Origin of the sequence: Clostridium sp. AM25-23AC, assembly GCF_003435125.1 — a bacterium.
Lineage (GTDB): Bacteria > Bacillota > Clostridia > Lachnospirales > Lachnospiraceae > Pilosibacter > Pilosibacter fragilis.
Genome location: NZ_QWGI01000006.1, coordinates 127,882 through 145,437, shown reverse-complemented (window position 1 = coordinate 145,437; position 17,556 = coordinate 127,882). Strand labels below are relative to the sequence as shown.

Below are 17,556 nucleotides of genomic sequence, written 5' to 3'. Positions count from 1 at the left end.
GAACCACTTCCCCCTCTTTTCGCCCTCTTTTTGGCCAGTTAACCACTTGCGGACCACTAAAAATTGGATGAAATCGGCTCTCGTTTTGCCAAATTTGGTCAAACCATATCAGCCCGTTTAGATATAGCAAAAGCCCGGAAAACCTTGATTTTCCGGGCTTTTTGAACCATTTTGATATAGTCTGAGCAGTCGATTATCGCTTGCTGAACTGCGGAGCGCGACGAGCTGCTTTGAGACCGTATTTCTTTCTTTCTTTCATACGCGGATCTCTTGTTAAGAAACCAGCTTTCTTTAATACCGGACGGTACTCGATGTCTGCGTGAAGCAGAGCTCTGGAGATACCATGACGGATAGCGCCTGCCTGTCCGGAAACTCCGCCGCCGCGAACGTTAACGATAACGTCGAACTTATCAGCTGTCTCTGTTGCTGCTAACGGCTGACGAACGATGAGCTTTAATGTCTCAAGACCAAGATACTCATCGATATCTCTCTTATTGATTGTGATCTTACCTGTTCCCGGTACAAGATATACTCTTGCGATAGATTTTTTTCTTCTGCCTGTTCCGTAATATTTTGTGCTAGCCATTATGAATTTCCTCCTTTCAGACCTCTAATTAAAATTTGATTTCTAAAACTTCCGGCTTCTGTGCTGCCTGCTCGTGATCCGGGCCAGCGTAAACGTGAAGTTTTGTGATCATGCTTCTTCCTAAAGGTCCCTTCGGGAGCATTCCCTTAACTGCTAACTCGATAACCTTCTCCGGCTTCTTCTCGAGCATTTCTCTTAAAGTTGTCTCTTTCATTCCGCCTACATAGTCGGAGTGGCTGTAGTAGATCTTCTGGTCTAACTTCTTACCTGTAACTTTGATCTTGGAAGCGTTTGTTACGATCACGTAATCGCCGCAGTCGATGTGCGGAGTGTAGATCGGTTTGTTCTTTCCTCTTAAGATCTTTGCTACTTCTGATGTCAGACGACCTAATGTATATCCTGTAGCGTCAACTACGTACCATTTTCTCTCAATTGTTGCTGGACTAGCCATAAAGCTCTTCATGGGTTGACCTCCTGTTTGTACTAAATCAATCAATGTTCCTTTATCGTAAAATACTGTCTCCGGGGCTTTGGCTACAGCATTTTCAACCGATGTCACAGTTATACATTATATTATACATGGCCGGGTGTGTCAACCGTTTTTCTTCAAAATTTCGATTAAATTTTTCCGAAAAACCTATATTTTATCGTGGTTTTGGCATGGTCCTCTTTATCGTTCCCCGATATACGATCTCAGCCACAACTGCTGCCGAAAACTCCGTGATCCAGAACGCATTCCAGACTGCTCCGCCGCCAAACAAATGACATAAAATAAAAGCGGATGGAAGGATGACCACGATGTAGCGAAGCAATGAGATCACCAGGGACTGGACGCCCATGCCGATTCCCTCGAGGGCGCCTGATGCTGTGACAGACACCGTGGAGACGATAAATCCGGCGCTGATGATCCGGAGAGCGGTGCCGCCCGCTATGATAGTCTCCGCATTGTCCGTAAAGGCTCCGATCAGCGTGTTGGCGATTGTAAGACAGAGCAGTGTACCCGCCGCCATGATCACACCGGTCATGGCAAGCGTTGTCTTGTAGATCTTTGCAACCCTCTCCCGCTCTCCGGCACCGAAATTGTAGCCGATCACCGGGCGCATCCCCTGGATAATGCCGCTGGCCGGGAAATAGAGGAAAGTCTGCAGTTTATAGTAGATTCCCAGAATGACCACATAGCTTCTGGAATACTGCGCCAGCAGACCGTTTAACACAAAAATCATGACGGAGGGCAGCGCCAGATTAAGGATTGCCGGGATCCCGATCCCGTAGAGCTTCTTCATCGTATTTCCACCTGGAACCTTATACCTTGCTTCCAGCTTTACCGGAACCGGTCCTTTAAAATAGAAGGCAAGGTAAACCATGAGCGAAATAAGCTGCCCCACACCTGTGGCGATCGCCGCTCCGGAGATTCCCATTTCCGGAAAGAATGCCAGTCCAAAGATTAAAATCGGATCCAGGATAATGTTTGTGATGCAGCCGCCGAGCAGGGCGATCATGGAGACCTTCATCCGCCCCACTGCCTGAAAGATCTTCTCGAAGGCTAATCCTGCCATGATGATTGGTGAAAACAGGAATGCAACGGATGCGTAACGCACACCGTACCGGACGACCTCCTGATCGCCTGTGAACATCCCAAGGAATCCTGGCATGATGACGATGCAGATCACAGAAAGGATGATCCCGTGGAGCACAGACAGGACAACACCTTGAGTCGCAGCCCGGCGCGCTTCATTCTCTTTTCCGGCACCTCTCGCTGTGGCGATCAGAGCGTTGATTCCCACGCCGAAACCGATTGCCATGGCATTGATGAAGTTCTGGATCGGAAATACCAGAGACAATGCTTCCATGGCATTCTCACTGATCCTGGCAACAAAATAACTGTCTACTATATTATAAAGAGAATTCACCAGCATAGACAGGACCATGGGCATTCCCATTCCCAGGAGAAGCGGAAAGACCGGCTTCTCCTTCATGAAAGTTTCATTCATATTTATATCCATTCCTTTCGCTCAGGCACAAAACGTTATGAAAATGTTCCCCTGAGCCTATTTTTTCTTTATAATTCTTCTTGCAGGGAACTCGGTATACTACAAATCACGGGGAGGTGAGTGGGCTGTCCGGCTTGCCGGATGACCGAATATTTATATGTGTAGTCCGCCTTTTCAAGCACAAATAAGTGTGACTAAAGAGCACGTAATCTTATCTTTATATAAACATTCATATAAAAAAGGATGTGCCTTGGCACATTCTCGCGCCTCGCGCGGTCGCTTGCGACAGTCTACATCTTCGCGCGAGTGCGCATCTTTGGCACGTCAGTGCCTTTTTATGTAACAGGGAATTCCTTGGAATTTCCTGTTACATAAAAAAACCACACAACCACCCATAAAGCTTTTAGGTGATTGTGTGGCGAAAAAAGTTCTTCTCTAAAAATCCACACGAGTTTTAACGTCTGGTAGAATAACATAGATTTCGGATTCTGTCAACTATACGGAGCCCGAAGGCTCGGTGACCCGAACCTCTCACTCTCAAGGGCCCGAACATCTCACTTCCGCATCTGTCCGGAAAAATCTGCCGTGTCCGATGCTGACAGATCATCTCGCATCTGCGATGCCGCGATTCCTTCTGTTTCACAGCGATTTCGTATCTTGTTTCTTTTTCTCCAGATAGTCATTCAACTCCGCGTTCTTCACATTCGTGATAAACATATGACCCGGAGCATGGGTGATGACGATCGGCGGCTTCGCCCGCTCAACGGCGGCCTGTGGGGTCACGCCGCAGGCCCAGAATACCGGTATCTCGCCCTCGCGGATCTCCACTGGATCTCCATAGTCCGGGTGGTCGATATCCTTGATGCCAATCTCAGCCGGATCTCCCATATGGACAGGACCACCGTGGACATTCGGGAATTTTTCTGTGATCTCTGCTGCCTTCTTTGCGTCCTCAGGCGTCATCGGGCGCATGCTGCATACAAGCGGACCTTCAAACACACCGGCTTTCTCGCATTCGATGTTCGTCTTGTACATCGGCACGTTTCTTCCCATGGAGATATGACGCACATCAATTCCTGCCTGCAAGAGCGCCTCCTCAAAGGAGAAGCTGCAGCCGATAAGAAAACCAACGAAATCATCCTGCCAGTATTCGGAAGCATCTGTCACTTCATCGACCTTCACGCCGTTTTTATAGATAAAGTACCGCGGAATATCGGTGACGATATTCGCTCCCTCGCCCATATCATGGACCAGCGGGGAGCCGTCCATGATCTCGAGGATTGGACACGGTTTCGGATTGCGCTCCGCAAACTTTTTAAAATCCTCCGCATATTTTTTCGGCAGGATCACAAGGTTTGCCTGTGCGTATCCCCCGCACATTCCGGCCGTCGGTTCTGTGATCTCGCCGTCACGGATCTTTTTCCAGATCTCTTCCGGTCTTGTCGTTCTGTAATCTCCCATTTTACGTTACCCCTTTCTCCTATGCCGTTCTTTTCGTTTCCGGCATCTTAAGTTTCCTGTTTCCCGCGACCCATTCTGCTGAAACGCTTCGCCGATCAGGTCATTTTCCGGTCTGCATCCCCATATTTTTTACCGGAATCTCACAACCTCTTTTTCAAGCTCCACAAGAAACTCTTTTCCATTTACGGAGATCTTATAGGTTCCCGCCTTTACCCATGCGGTCTTGTTCGCCTCGGATGCCGCTGCGATCGCCACCGCCTGCTCATCATCCGCCGGTTCCACCGGGGTATTCAGTCTCTTCGCAAGCGCGTCAAACTCTTCTTTTTCCTTACAATAGAGATCCTGCGCCTCATCCACCGTGACTTTCTCAAAATGGATCTTCATTCCCGGCATGCACTGGGCAAGCACCGGAAGGTCCACAGAGATCACGTTGGCGATCTTTGTGTAGCCGCCTGTGGTCTGGTGGTCCGCCATCATGACGATAGGATTTCCGTGGGACGGAACCTGGACAGCGCCGAAGCTGATGCCGTCGGTGATGATGTCGCCGCCGTTTTTATGCTCGATCACATCGCCTTCCATGCGGCAGCCCATGCGGTCATACTCGTTGGAGATCGTGTAGGTGCTGTTTAAGAAGGTGTTGATTCCCTTATCTGTAAAACAGTCGTCCTGCGGTCCCATAACGACTCTGAGGGTCCATTCCTTTGCCCCGTAGGACGGAAGTTCATATACACGCCCGGACATATTCGGAAGCCAGGATGCGGGAGCGCGGAAAGCGATCTCATCGCCGGTTCCTAATTTTCTTCCCTCGTATCCGCCGACTTTTGATTTCAGGTTCGTGGATCTGCTTCCCATAACGACCGAGATATTAAGTCCGCCCGCAAAAGCGATATACGCACGGCTTCCGCCGTACATGCCCATGAAGCTCAACGTCTGGCCCGCTTTTACCAGGACCGCACGGTATCTCTCCACCGGTTTTCCGTCGATCTTTGCCCCGAGGTCGCCGCCTGTCACCGCGATGATCTCATCTTCTGTAAATTTCATCGTCGGGCCCATCATCGTGATCTCGATGACCGCCTCGTTCGTATCATTTCCAACAAGGATATTGGCGAGTGACGCTGCCCTGGTATCCATGACACCAGATACGGACATTCCAGTCTCCTGATATCCGTAACGTCCCATATCCTGAATCGTTGTCAGGAATCCGCCGTTTATGATCTGAATGCCCATCACTCCGCCTCCTTATCATATACTACATACTGATATGTATCGTTCTCCACCTGTTTTTCGATGGCTTTGTACTCTTCTTCCGTCACCGGGCGGAATTTGATATACTGTCCGGACTCCAGGAGTACCGGTTTTTCCCGCTCGGAATCATACAGCTTTAACGGAGTTCTTCCGATGAGCTGCCAGCCTCCCGGGGATGCCACCGGATAGATTCCAGTCTGCTCTCCGGCGATTCCCACGGAGCCGCCCTCGATCTTTACGCGCGGACTCTTCAAACGCGGAGTCGCGATACGCTTGTCCATGCCGCCGAGATACGGGAATCCCGCGATAAATCCCAGCATGTAGATCAGGTACTCTTCGGAGGAGTGGATCTTTACGACTTCCTCTTCCGTAAGTCCGTTATGCTCTGCCACATTCGCAAGATCCGGTCCCATTTCTCCGCCATAAAGCACCGGAATCTCGATCACTGTTGGCGGCGGGATCTGGATGCTGCCCATGGAGGACAGGATCTTCTCAAACTTTTCTGTCAACGCTGAGAACCGGATCACTTCCGGCTTGTATACAACGAGAAGGGAACGATAAGTCGGTACGGTCTCGACGATTCCCTCAATCTGTTCTTTCTCTAACGCGATCTTGAATGCGCGGATCTTCCGGTTGATCTCCGGACTGATCTCATTTCCAAATTCCACGGTAACTGCACAGTCACCGGAAACCAGATATCTTACATTTCCCACAGCGAGTCTCCTCTCTATACATTTGCGGCTGTTTGACATTTATGAGATGTCAAACAGCTGCACTCTTTTTCCTATAAACTTAAATTTTTAATCTCGACGCCTTCCGCGATCAGTGTCTCACGGATATTCTTTACGAACTCCAATGCCTTTGGGTTATCTCCGTGAACGCAGATAGAGTCTGCCTTGATCGCGATATCGTTTCCGTTGATGGACTCGACTTTTCCTTCTTTTACCATACGGATCACACGTTTGATCGCGAGGTCTTTGTCCTTGATCACTGCACCCGGAAGCTTTCTTGATACGAGAGTTCCGTCATCGTTGTAAGCGCGGTCAGCGAAGACCTCACTTGCAGCGCGGAGACCGACTTTTTCTGCTGCCGTGATCATCTTGGAACCTGCAAGGCCCATGAAGATGATGTCCTTATCTACCTCATAAACTGCCTCACACATCGCGATGGCTAACTTCTCGTCAACAGCTGCCATATTGTAAAGAGCGCCGTGCGGTTTTACATGCTGGATCTTTACGCCGTGGGCGGTACAGAACGCCATGAGAGCGCCCAGCTGGTAGCGGACATAAGCTTTCGCTTCATCCGGCGTCACTGCCATATTGCGGCGTCCGAATCCCACAAGGTCCGGGAATCCCGGGTGTGCGCCGACGGCTGTTCCGAACTCTTTCGCCAGAGCAACGGTCTTTTCCATCACCATCGCGTCACCTGCGTGCCAGCCACATGCCACGTTTGCGGATGAGACGTACTTTAAGATCTCCTCATCCATTCCGATCGTATAATTTCCAAAGCTTTCTCCAAGGTCACTGTTTAAATCTACACGGTACATAATATTTCCTCCTTGCTTTCCCTGCCGGTATTTTCTAAATTTCCTATCTACTATTTTAAACGACTTGCGTCACAATCTCAATATATAATTAACCGAACATCTTTAAGATTCCCGGAAGAGCTTTGATTCCGGAGAATCCTGTGAGCAGTACCACGCATACACCTAAAACGATGAGGATCGTCGGGTGCTTGTAATCATCTCCAACGATCTTCTTGTTTCTGCTTGCGAGAAGGATCGTTAAGAGGGTCAGCGGAAGGATCAGTCCATTTAAAGCGCCTGCAAGTACAAGGAGCGCTGCCGGTTTTCCGAGGATCGCCATGATCAGTGTGGAGGCTGTGATAAATCCGATCACGAACCACTTTTCGTTCTTCATGATAAACGGATGAAGAGTTTTTAAAAATGAAACCGATGTATAAGCCGCGCCGATGACGGATGTTGTAGCGGCGAAGAAAAGGACAAGACCAAAGATCTTATATCCGATCACGCCCGCTCCGAGACGGAACGCGTCTGCTGCCGGGTTTGAAGCGTCAAGTGTCACATCTGGATTTGCTGTCACGACACCGAGAACCGCAAGGAACAGCAGGATTCTCATGATTCCGGAAACGCTGACACCCATTAAAACGGACTGGCGTACATGCGGAAGATCTTTCTTTCCGGAATATCCGGCGTCAAGAAGACGGTGCGCACCGGAGAATGTGATATATCCGCCGCAGCTTCCTCCGAGAAGCGTGATGAGCGGAAGGACAAGGGCACCCACATCGCCCGGGTGGAAAATACTGCTCACAGCGTCCCCTACCGGAGGTTTGGATTTGATCGCCACATAGAGAACTACGATGATCATGATACTTCCAAGGTATTTTGTCAGCTTATCCATGCTGGTCTTCGCGTCCTTGGAGAGGAAGATCAGGATTCCGATGATTCCCGCGATAAAGGTTCCAACCGTCGTCGGAATTCCGAACAATACGTTGAGTCCCAGGGCGCCGCCTCCGACATTTCCGATGTTGAATGCCAGACCGCCAAGCGCAACCATGAATGCGATAAAATACCCGAGTCCCGGAAGGACTTTATTTGCAATATCCTGTCCGCGCATGCCGGACACACCGATCACCGACCAGATATTTAACTGTGTCGTCACATCCAGCAGGATCGTACAGACGATCACAAGCGCGAAAATGCTTTTATACTGAGCCGTAAATGTAGAAGTCTGTGTCAGGAAGCCCGGTCCGATCGCGGATGTCGCCATCAGGAACGCAGCTCCCATCAAGGTCGTCATGTTGCTGTGTTTTTTCTTTTCCCCCATAAATGAGTACCCCTTTCGTATCTTTTCTACAACTGATGCCTTGATTTTATCTGATTTTTTAGTGATATTCAACTATATTTTTCGGTTTTTGAAAATCTTTTTGAAATTTTCAAAAAAATCGTGCGAATCCGCTCAGTTTTAGCGAGCGATTTCGCACGATGTGAATTTTTGCACGTTTTCAATTGTTCAGCAGGTCTGCCCCTTACCGTGCGGGCCGTAAGATTTCAGTCTTCCTTATCAAGTCTTCTCTTCATGGAGAATCTCGTGATTCCCAAAAGGGCCGCCGCTTTTGTCACGTTGTTTCCGCAGAGCTTCAGTGCCTGGTCCATGTAGATCTGCTCCAGCATGGAAACCTCCTGATCGAGACTGATCGGTCCTTTCCGAAGATCCTTTAGCGCAAACGGCTCTCCTGTCCGGGTATCATCTTTCCAGTCCACCCGTTTTAATTCCACATGTTTTTCAAGCACGTCCCCCTGACAGAATAAGAAGCAGCGCTCAAAAATATTTTTCAGTTCCCGAACATTCCCTTTCCAGTCATACAAAAGCAGCTCCCGCATAAAATCAGGATCCACATGGGTGATATTCTTTCCAAACATGCCGTTATAATATTTCAGGTAATAATCGCAGAGTGCCGGAATATCCTCTCTCCGGTCCCGTAACGGCGGGATCACAAGTTCCATGACATTGATCCGGTAGAAAAGGTCTTCCCGGAATTCCCCCTGCTTTACGGCATGTTCCAGATTCCGGTTTGTCGCCGCGATCACCCGGGCATCCGCTTCGATGTCCTCCAGACCACCCACACGCTTGAACTTCTTATGGTCCAGGAACGTTAGGATCTTTGTCTGCATGGACAGCGGAAGTTCCCCGATCTCATCCAAGAACACGGTTCCGCCTGCTGCCAGCTCGATCAGGCCTTTCTTCGTCTTCATCGCGCCCGCAAAGGCCCCCCGCTCATAGCCAAAGAGCTCGCTCTCCATCAGATGTTCCGGAATTGCGCCGCAGTTGATGCGGACCATCAGGTGGTCCCGCCGGTCGCTGCAGGCATGGATCAGGGACGCTGCAACCTCTTTTCCGGTTCCGGTCTCGCCCCGGATCAGAACATTCACTGAGGAATTCTTTCCGAGAAGTTCGATGTGGCGCCGGATCCGCATCGCGGCGTCGCTGACTCCGATAAATTCCTGCGTTTTTCCCTTTAGGAACTCCAGGGATTCCCGGTCCTGCATCTGGCCAATGCAGCGGCTGGCGATCCGGTCGATCTCGTCAATATCAAAGGGCTTTAAAATATAGTCGTAAGCGCCGCGCTTCGTCGCCTCCACCGCCTGGGCGACAGAGCCGTACGCCGTCATCAGGATCACCTGGACCTCCTCATCGGCGGAACGGAACGTGGAGATCTCGTCGATCCCGAGGCTGTCCTGCAGGCGGTTATCCAGGAGGATCACCTGCGGGTGGAACGTTTTCATCTTCTCGAGAGCGTCCTTCACCGTTTCCGCCGACTGGGTCTCGTATCCCCGGTCCTTCAGTCCTTCCTCCAGCGTAAACCGGATCAGAAATTCGTCATCAACGATCAGTATCTTTTTCATGTTCATCCCTGCTTTCAAAAATCAGGCGCACCGTCGTTCCGCAGCCCGGAGCGCTTTCCATTTCCATTTTGCCGTGGTTCTGCCCGATCAGCCGGTTTACGATCGCCAGACCGAGACCGACGCCGTTAATGCTCTTCGTGTAGAACGGTTCTTTTGCGCGTTTCAGTTCCTCTTCATTCATTCCTTTTCCGTTATCGGAGACGCAGAATGTAGTCATGCCTCCGTCGGAAGACACTGAGAGACGGATCTTCCCCGTGCCGTCCCGGCTGACCGCCCGCATGCTGTTCGTCAGAAGATTGTACAGCATCTGGCGCATTTCATTCTCATCGGCAAACACTTCACACGCCGCGCAGTCTGTCTTGAACGCGACATTCTGCTGTTCGCACTCCTTCGCATAGATGGATGCCACCTCCCGCAGCAGCACATCCGCCTGAAAAACATGTCTGTGGTTTTCCTTCTTCACCGACAGCGTAAACAGGTCATTGATCAGCCCGGTCACCCGGTCGATCTCATGGAGCATGCTGTCGCAGAGAAGCTTTTCATTCTCCTTCACTGCCCGCCCACCAAGGACCTGGATCCCGGACCGGATCCCTGCCAGCGGATTTTTGATCTCATGGGCCAGTGCCGATGACATCCGGCTCGTATACTCCATTTTCGTGTAGTTATCAAGGTTTTTCAGAAGATTCTCAAAGGTTCTCGCCAGCTGGCCGATCTCGTCCTTTCTCGCTGTTTCCAGGAAACGGTACTCCCGGAACCCGTCCTTGTTCTCATCGAGCCTTTTACACGCCGCGCTCATGCTGCGGATCGGTTTTGTGATACTCCAGGCGAGGAACACGCTGACCTGTACGATGATCAGGAGACTGGCCACAGCGCCCACAATGACGTAATTCTGTTCTTCCAGGATCGCGCTCTCAAATGACTTTTTATCCATCCAGTATTCCAGACGCCAACCCAGGGAATTTCCACTGTCCGCGTACAGGAGTTCCATATTTCCGTCCGGAATCTCCTCGTCCCCCGTGATGATCGTGCCGTCGGCAGCCAGGATCCGCACCGCCGGATCATGATAGAACTTATACTTCTGCCGGATCTCCTCTTCACTCAGTTTTCCATGCAGATAGTAGATATCCGCCTCCATGCTGCGGATCGCAGTCCTCGCGTACTCTTTTCTGTCCTTAAGCTTTTCTGTATATCCATTACACACCGAAATAGCGCAGAATGCACAGATGACCAGGATCCCTACCATGATGAACGGCAGCATGACCTCATGCTCGATCCTGCAGAACCATGATCGAAACAGCTGTTTTTTCTTTCCGCTCATTCTTCTGCCCCTCTTTTCTTCTCAAACATCGGGATCACAACATAGACTGCCGCCGCGCACAGTGTTGCCGGAAATGCCCAGTATATCCGGAGATCCATTTTCCAGAACAGGACAGAGCAGATAAGTCCCGTAAAGAACGCTCCCACCGCCCCGGCTTTCGTTCTCCGTTTCCAGTACAGTCCCCCGTAGATCAGAGGGGCAAGCGCCGCCGAGAATAATCCCCAGATATCCGCCCCGAAGGACAGCATGTCCTTCGGCGGATTTACGGATAAGATCAGTGCAGCCGTGCCTCCCATGAAGATACATACCCGCGCCAGGGTGAGAATCTGCTCCTCCGACATCTTCTTTTTTGTGAGCTGGGCAGCCACATCGTAGGACAGCATGCAGCCGATCAGGTGAAGCTGGGAGTTCGCCGTTGAGACACAGGCGCCGATCACGCTGATCAGGAAGAAACCGCTGAACGGTGTGTTCATGAGATTGACCACTGCATAGATAAATACGTCATCCGCGGAGCAGTAATTTTTCAGCTGCGGAAAGAGGATCCGCAGTCCAAGACCGATCTGGGTCAGTGCAAAGTACAGCACGCACAGGAATATCAGTGCATGCAGGATCATATGTTTTGCGGTTTTTTTATCCTTCGCCGCCAGGATCCTGACCATATACTGGGGATTCGACGCCAGTCCCATTCCCCAGCCGAAGAACATAGAGATATATACGAAGATTCCAATCTCCGCTGCCTGCTTTTCGAAGACGCCCTTGCTCTTTATGAGTTCATGCACCGTCTGATCTGTCAAAAACCAATGTCCCGGAACGTTTTTTACAATAATCAGATACAGAACTCCGATGCTCACAGAAAGCATGATCAGATTCAGGCAGTCCGACTTCGTGACGGAGTTAAAGCCGCCAAAGCTCGAATAGAGGATAAAGAGATAAACAAGAAAGACAGCCACCTTGTAATTGATATTCAGCAGGCTGGATACCGCGATGCCAAATCCCTTGATCTGGATCATCAGATAGAAAATATAGCCGCAGATCATAAAAATAGCCGATACTGTCTGCAGAAATTTTGAATGATGCTTTTTTCCGATCAGCTGTGGGATCGACAGGACATCATTCTCGTAAAGCCGGTCCGTCATCAGATACAGGAGACCTGCGCCGATAAACCACGGGATGACTGACGACGCAATGACGGAGAGTCCGCTGTGATATACATTTCCCGTAAATCCCAGAATCGTCGCCGCGGAGACCCAGGTTCCGACAAATGTGAAAAACAGGCGTTTTTCGTCATTCTTTCTCTCACCGACGAAAAACTTGGAGAGAGAATCACTTTCCGAAAAAGAGAGCTTTCCGATGATCAGGAACACAACGGAATAGATCACAAAATAGATCAGCTGGATCAGTACCCGGTTCATAGCGTCCTCCCCGTATACTCCGTTCCGTAGCTGCCGTCATCCAGCCTGCGGAGTCGGTAATACCCATAGCTTTCCGTCTCAGACACCTCATACCCATCCGGTACCGTCACAAACACTTCCTTCGCCCCATTCCGGTATGCCTGGTGCACCATACGGCGGATCAGTCGGGGGAGTTCCTCCGGTTCGGAGAACCTGATCCGGACGCAGGAGATTCCGTCGGATTCCAGTTTACTCTGGTCCAGAACAGCGTCCCAATGTTCATTTCTCGAGGTGATCTCCTTTGGGATCTCCCTCTCATACTCGATTCCCACAAGTGTCAGGCCCTTCGCCGGAGCAGTCTGTCCCGCCTCTTTGCGGTTTCTTGCCTCCAGTACCTCTTTCACATGTTCCGGCTCCCACTCGCCGGTTCCGACTTTTAAGAGTGTTCCTGCTATGATCCGCACCATGTTGTAGAGGAATCCGCTGCCGCAAAGGCGGATCGTTACGATGTCCTCATCATTCTTTTTCACCTCGGCCCCGTAGATCGTCCGGACCGTCTCCTCCGCCTGGTGGTTTGCGGCGCAGAAGCTGATGAAATCATGTTCCCCGATGAGATATTTTGCCGCCTCATTCATCTTTTCCACGTTTAACGGGTAATAGCAGAAATGGGCGTAGAGGCGTCGCGTCGGGATCTCGATCTTACAGTTTAAGATCTGATACTCGTAGGTCTTTACGCAGTTCTGCTTTCTCGGATGCCAGTCCAGGGGAACTTCCTCGGACTTCACCACACGGATATCCTCCGGGAGTCCGCGGTTTACCGCGTAACAGAATTTATCTCCCGGGATCCGGCTCTCCGTGTCGAAGACCGCCACGTTTCCTCTTGCATGGACGCCGGAGTCAGTCCGGCTTGCCCCAATGACGCAGACAGGCTCTTTCAGAAGATCCGAAAGAGCCTTATTTAACATCTCCTCTATGGTAACGCCGTTGGGCTGGAGCTGCCAGCCCTTGTATGCGGTGCCGTCGTAGGCAACCGTCAGTTTGATTCGTCTCATAGCTTTATTGTTTTCCTTCTGCTGTCCGGAAAATCCGGGCAATTCTATTTCTCTGAATATCAAGTTCCCGATTTCGACCATTTTCCACGCGGTGCTGTTCCCCGTCATATCCGGGCTTTAGCGCTGCTTTTCATCGAAACCGGAGTTAATCATCTTCTACAGCAAAACCTTCAGCACGATCGCCGCCGCAAAATACACCAGATACGCCCCATAAACCATACGGTCCCTCTTCGCGTACTTAAGCGGTTTCATCTTTGTTCTGCCCTCGCCGCCGCGGTAGCATCTCGCCTCCATGGCCATCGCGAGGTCCGTGGCACGGCGGAATGCGGATACGAAAAGTGGTACAAGAAGCGGTACCATGGATTTCGCCTTCTGGATCAGGTTTCCGCTCTCGAAATCAGCGCCTCTCGCCATCTGCGCTTTCATGATCTTATCTGTCTCCTCGATCAGGATCGGGATAAACCGGAGCGCAATGGACATCATCATGGACACCTCGTGGACCGGAACGCCGACCTTCTTTAAAAAGCCAAGGCTCTTTTCCAGACCGTCTGTCAGCTGGTTCGGCGTCGTTGTGAGCGTCAGGATCGTGGATCCCATAACGAGGTAAACAAGACGGATCGCCATAAATGCCGCAAACCGGAGACCTTCCCAGGTCATCTGCAGGAAACCGATCTTAAAGATCGGGGTACCCGGCGTCAGGAACAGGTTGAAGCTGACGCTGATGAGAAGCAGGAACACGATGGATTTTAAGCCGCGCACCATGAATTTTACCGGGACATTGGAGAGCTTGATGGCAGTGATCAGAAAGATCGTCGCCGCAACGTATGCCCAAAGGTTGTCCGCGATAAATAAGGTTACGATGTATACAAGAGTTCCAAATAATTTTGTTCTCGGATCCAGCCTGTGAAGCAGGGAATCAACCGGGTAGTACTGTCCAAGTGTGATATCTCTTAACATGTCTTTTCCTCCCCGGCTGTCTTTTCTGTGATGTCCGCATTCCCAGAGGCTATTCCGGCGGCGTTCCCATGACCTGCGTTCTCGGAATCCGCTCCGGCTGCGCTTACCTGCGCTGCATTTCCGGAACTTTTTCCATACTTTTCGCGCCAGATCTTAAGGATTGCATTCTTCGCCTCTTCCACCGTCGTGATATCCGGATCCAGCGGGATCCCCTTGTCGATCAGCTTGTGCACCACATAGGTGATCTGCGGTGCCGCAAGGCCGATGGCTTCCAGCTCTTTATAATGGCGGAATACCTCCTTCGGAGTTCCGTCGAAGACCTTCTCGCCGTGGTTCATGACCACAAGACGGGACACATATCGCGCCACATCCTCCATGCTGTGGGAGACGAGAATGATCGTCAACCCCTGCTCGTTATGGAGCTTTTGTACGAGTCCTAAAATGTCGTCGCGTCCTTTCGGGTCGAGACCGGCTGTCGGCTCATCTAAGATCAGGACCTCCGGTTTCATTGCGAGAACACCCGCGATAGCCACTCGACGCTTCTGTCCGCCGGAGAGGTCGAAGGGGGACTGCTTATAAAAGCTCTCATCGAGTCCCACCATGTCCAGCGCCTCTTTCGCGCGCTTCTCGATCTCCTCCTTCGGGAGTCCCAGATTCTTCGGTCCAAAGCAGACATCTGAGAATACGTCCACCTCAAACAGCTGGTGCTCCGGATACTGGAAAACCAGCCCCACATGGCTGCGGAGCTCTTTCATGGAATATCCCTCTTTATAAATACTCTCTCCGTTATAAAGGATATCTCCGCTCGTTGCCTTTAAAAGTCCGTTTAAATGCTGGGTCAGGGTTGATTTTCCGGATCCGGTATGACCGATGAGGCCGATAAACTCGCCATCATGGATCGTAAGATTTACATCCTTTAAGGCATACTGCTCAAAGATCGTTCCCTGCCCGTATATATGATTCAAGTGTTTAATTTCGATTGCCATATTTCCACCATTTCTCCACTATTTTAAGAGCGGAACAAGTTCATCCACAAGCTCGTCGATGGAAAGAATTCCATAAGGAAGATCCATTCCGGCTTCCTTTAATTCATCTGCCAGTTCCGTTACCTGCGGCACATCGAGGCTGTATTTTTTCAGTTCCTTGACTCTGGAAAAGACCTCTTTCGGGGTTCCGTCCATCACGACATGTCCACCGTCGATAACGACCACGCGGTCTGCGTCAATGACCTCTTCCATATAGTGGGTGATCAGAACTACCGTGATCCCTTCCTGACGGTTCAGTTCATGAACCGTTTTAATGACCTCGCGGCGTCCGTTCGGGTCTAACATCGCTGTCGGCTCGTCCAGAACGATACACCGGGGCTTCATCGCCATAACGCCTGCGATGGCCACGCGCTGTTTCTGTCCGCCGGAAAGCTTATTCGGAGACTGAAGTCTGTACGCTGTCATACCCACCGCCTCAAGGCTCTTGTCGACCCGCGCCCAGATTTCCTCCGTCGGAACTCCCATGTTCTCCGGTCCGAATCCAACGTCCTCTTCCACCACGTTTCCGATGATCTGGTTATCCGGGTTCTGGAATACCATTCCCGCCGTCTTTCGTACATCCCAGAGATGCTCCTCGTCGTCCGTCCTCATTTTAGAAATATAGACGGTTCCATCCGTTGGAAGCAGGATTCCGTTCATCAGCTTCGCGAATGTGGATTTTCCGGATCCGTTGTGTCCTAAAATCGCTACGAAATCGCCTTCCTTGATGTCCAGAGAGACGCCCTTTAACGCATGGCTGACCTCATCCTTGTCTTCCTCTTCATCGTGCCTGATATAGTCAAAGATCAGGTTCACTGCTTTAATGATTCCCATAGAAATCCTTTCTCGTTTTTCATAAACTTCAAGTGACTGCGGCGCCGCATACACCTTCAGGCTGCCGCGACAAATGTTTACACGTTTCTAAATTTTAGTTGATATCTCATAGTAAGTCAAGTGTTTTCGCATGGTTCCAGGAGCTTACCTTTTCAGATATGTGAAAACGGCATGCCACAGGATTTCTCCCATGACATGCCGCCCATCATTCCTTTCTAACTTACCCAGAGCCCCGATGCATCCAACGTATATCCGTCGATCACAGTGGACGCTGCCATCACTCCGTTCGCGTTCAGGTAATACCACTGTCCCGGTGCAGTCTGACGCCAGCCTGTTGCCATCGCTCCGTCGGCATCCATGTAGTACCAGACACCGCCAACCTGCTTCCAGCCGGTCACCATCTTTCCGTCACTTTCGAGGTAATACCACTTATTATTGACCAGTCTCCATCCCGTCACCATGTATCCGTTCTCGTCGAAATAATACCAGGTTCCAAGGATCCGGTACCACTGGGAGGTCACGATCTGACCATTCTCGTCCACATATTTCTTTCCATCCGCGTAATTCTTCCAGCTGCCCTCCGTGTCACCCAGGTCATCCAGGTAGCGGTCGGAGGAGACGATATACTCGCTGCTCTTGCGGTACTTCGCATCGTTCGTTGTCTTTCCCACCGCGCGGATCTCGTAATAGTAGTTTCCCTCTCTTCCCATATACTCGGAGAGGTCCTTGCTGGTTCCCGTCGCATCGATAGTCCGGAGATAATAGTCATCCCGGTACAGGCGGATCTGATATCCCGTCGCGTAATCGACTTTCTTCCAGACCGCTTTCATATGATTCGAAGCGCTCCATCCGGCTTCATCCGGAGTTTCCAGCCAGACTACCGGGTAGTAAGTGACTGTGACCTTCAGGTCATCATCCACTTTCACTGCCTTACTCAACGTCGCACCGGAGATCTGGCAGGACTTTGAACCGTAGCTGGAGGAGAACTCTCTTCCGCTGGAGGAAAGAATCAGCGTTGCCGTCACTTTCGTTCCAGGATTCCATTTTTCTACATCCTTGCTCCACTCCACGGATGTGATCTCGATCCCGTAGCTGCCGCAGCTGATCTCCGGCTCCTCGATCACGCCGGGATCTTCATACTTGTCTTTAAAGGTGATCCTTATAGAATTCACCGTCGGCGCAGCCAGTGCAGGAAGAACCATCCATATCGTCATCGCCATCAGAATTCCTGCTGCCGCAAGCCATTTTCCAAAAGTTTTCTGTCTCATAA

At 50.8% G+C, this 17,556-nt stretch carries 16 protein-coding genes; all 16 read right to left on the bottom strand.

Annotation, left to right across the window (positions count from 1 at the left end):
• Nucleotides 1-193 precede the first annotated feature (193 nt).
• The 16 genes from rpsI to DW677_RS05635 all read right to left on the bottom strand — a co-directional run bounded on the left by rpsI (nucleotide 194) and on the right by DW677_RS05635 (nucleotide 17,554).
• Nucleotides 194-586, bottom strand: a complete 393-nt coding sequence (rpsI, locus tag DW677_RS05710) for a 30S ribosomal protein S9 (protein WP_021905542.1) — start codon at nucleotides 584-586, stop codon at nucleotides 194-196.
• 28 nt (nucleotides 587-614) lie between these two features.
• Nucleotides 615-1,049 (bottom strand): 50S ribosomal protein L13, encoded by a 435-nt coding sequence (gene rplM / locus DW677_RS05705; RefSeq protein ID WP_015553390.1) that lies wholly within the window; start codon nucleotides 1,047-1,049, stop codon nucleotides 615-617.
• Nucleotides 1,050-1,230: 181 nt separating this feature from the next.
• Nucleotides 1,231-2,577, bottom strand: coding sequence for an MATE family efflux transporter (locus tag DW677_RS05700; RefSeq protein ID WP_117566649.1), 1,347 nt, complete (start codon nucleotides 2,575-2,577; stop codon nucleotides 1,231-1,233).
• 639 nt (nucleotides 2,578-3,216) lie between these two features.
• Nucleotides 3,217-4,038: a putative hydro-lyase gene (locus DW677_RS05695; protein ID WP_117566648.1), complete on the bottom strand. Its 822-nt coding sequence runs from the start codon at nucleotides 4,036-4,038 to the stop codon at nucleotides 3,217-3,219.
• A 129-nt stretch (nucleotides 4,039-4,167) separates the two neighbouring features.
• A complete protein-coding gene (locus DW677_RS05690) occupies nucleotides 4,168-5,265 on the bottom strand; it encodes a biotin-dependent carboxyltransferase family protein (protein WP_117566647.1) in 1,098 nt (365 codons plus the stop codon).
• A complete protein-coding gene (pxpB, locus tag DW677_RS05685) occupies nucleotides 5,265-5,996 on the bottom strand; it encodes a 5-oxoprolinase subunit PxpB (RefSeq protein WP_117485512.1) in 732 nt (243 codons plus the stop codon). Before pxpB ends, DW677_RS05690 begins: the two co-directional genes overlap by 1 nt.
• A 71-nt stretch (nucleotides 5,997-6,067) precedes the next feature.
• Nucleotides 6,068-6,829, bottom strand: coding sequence for a 5-oxoprolinase subunit PxpA (locus DW677_RS05680; protein ID WP_015553386.1), 762 nt, complete (start codon nucleotides 6,827-6,829; stop codon nucleotides 6,068-6,070).
• 88 nt (nucleotides 6,830-6,917) lie between these two features.
• Complete coding sequence (locus DW677_RS05675; protein ID WP_117566646.1) at nucleotides 6,918-8,129, bottom strand: NRAMP family divalent metal transporter; 1,212 nt, start codon at nucleotides 8,127-8,129, stop codon at nucleotides 6,918-6,920.
• Nucleotides 8,130-8,353: 224 nt separating this feature from the next.
• Nucleotides 8,354-9,709, bottom strand: a complete 1,356-nt coding sequence (locus DW677_RS05670; protein ID WP_117504213.1) for a sigma-54 dependent transcriptional regulator — start codon at nucleotides 9,707-9,709, stop codon at nucleotides 8,354-8,356.
• A complete protein-coding gene (locus DW677_RS05665) occupies nucleotides 9,687-11,027 on the bottom strand; it encodes a HAMP domain-containing sensor histidine kinase (RefSeq protein ID WP_117485506.1) in 1,341 nt (446 codons plus the stop codon). The genes DW677_RS05670 and DW677_RS05665 overlap by 23 nt, the downstream gene beginning before the upstream one ends.
• Complete coding sequence (locus DW677_RS05660) at nucleotides 11,024-12,439, bottom strand: sodium:solute symporter family protein (RefSeq protein WP_117504211.1); 1,416 nt, start codon at nucleotides 12,437-12,439, stop codon at nucleotides 11,024-11,026. The genes DW677_RS05665 and DW677_RS05660 overlap by 4 nt, the downstream gene beginning before the upstream one ends.
• Nucleotides 12,436-13,470 carry a tRNA pseudouridine(38-40) synthase TruA gene (gene truA, locus DW677_RS05655; protein WP_117566651.1) on the bottom strand — a complete coding sequence of 345 codons (1,035 nt, stop codon included), beginning with the start codon at nucleotides 13,468-13,470 and terminating at the stop codon, nucleotides 12,436-12,438. The genes DW677_RS05660 and truA overlap by 4 nt, the downstream gene beginning before the upstream one ends.
• Nucleotides 13,471-13,626: 156 nt before the next feature.
• The gene (locus DW677_RS05650) at nucleotides 13,627-14,427 is read right to left on the bottom strand and encodes an energy-coupling factor transporter transmembrane component T (protein WP_117566645.1); all 801 of its coding nucleotides are present in this window, start codon (nucleotides 14,425-14,427) and stop codon (nucleotides 13,627-13,629) included.
• Entirely contained in the window at nucleotides 14,421-15,413 is a 993-nt protein-coding gene (locus tag DW677_RS05645) for an energy-coupling factor transporter ATPase (protein WP_117566644.1), read from the bottom strand. The genes DW677_RS05650 and DW677_RS05645 overlap by 7 nt, the downstream gene beginning before the upstream one ends.
• An 18-nt stretch (nucleotides 15,414-15,431) precedes the next feature.
• Nucleotides 15,432-16,286, bottom strand: coding sequence for an energy-coupling factor transporter ATPase (locus tag DW677_RS05640; protein ID WP_015553378.1), 855 nt, complete (start codon nucleotides 16,284-16,286; stop codon nucleotides 15,432-15,434).
• A 215-nt stretch (nucleotides 16,287-16,501) separates the two neighbouring features.
• Nucleotides 16,502-17,554 (bottom strand): N-acetylmuramoyl-L-alanine amidase family protein, encoded by a 1,053-nt coding sequence (locus tag DW677_RS05635; protein ID WP_165859940.1) that lies wholly within the window; start codon nucleotides 17,552-17,554, stop codon nucleotides 16,502-16,504.
• Nucleotides 17,555-17,556: the final 2 nt, after the last annotated feature.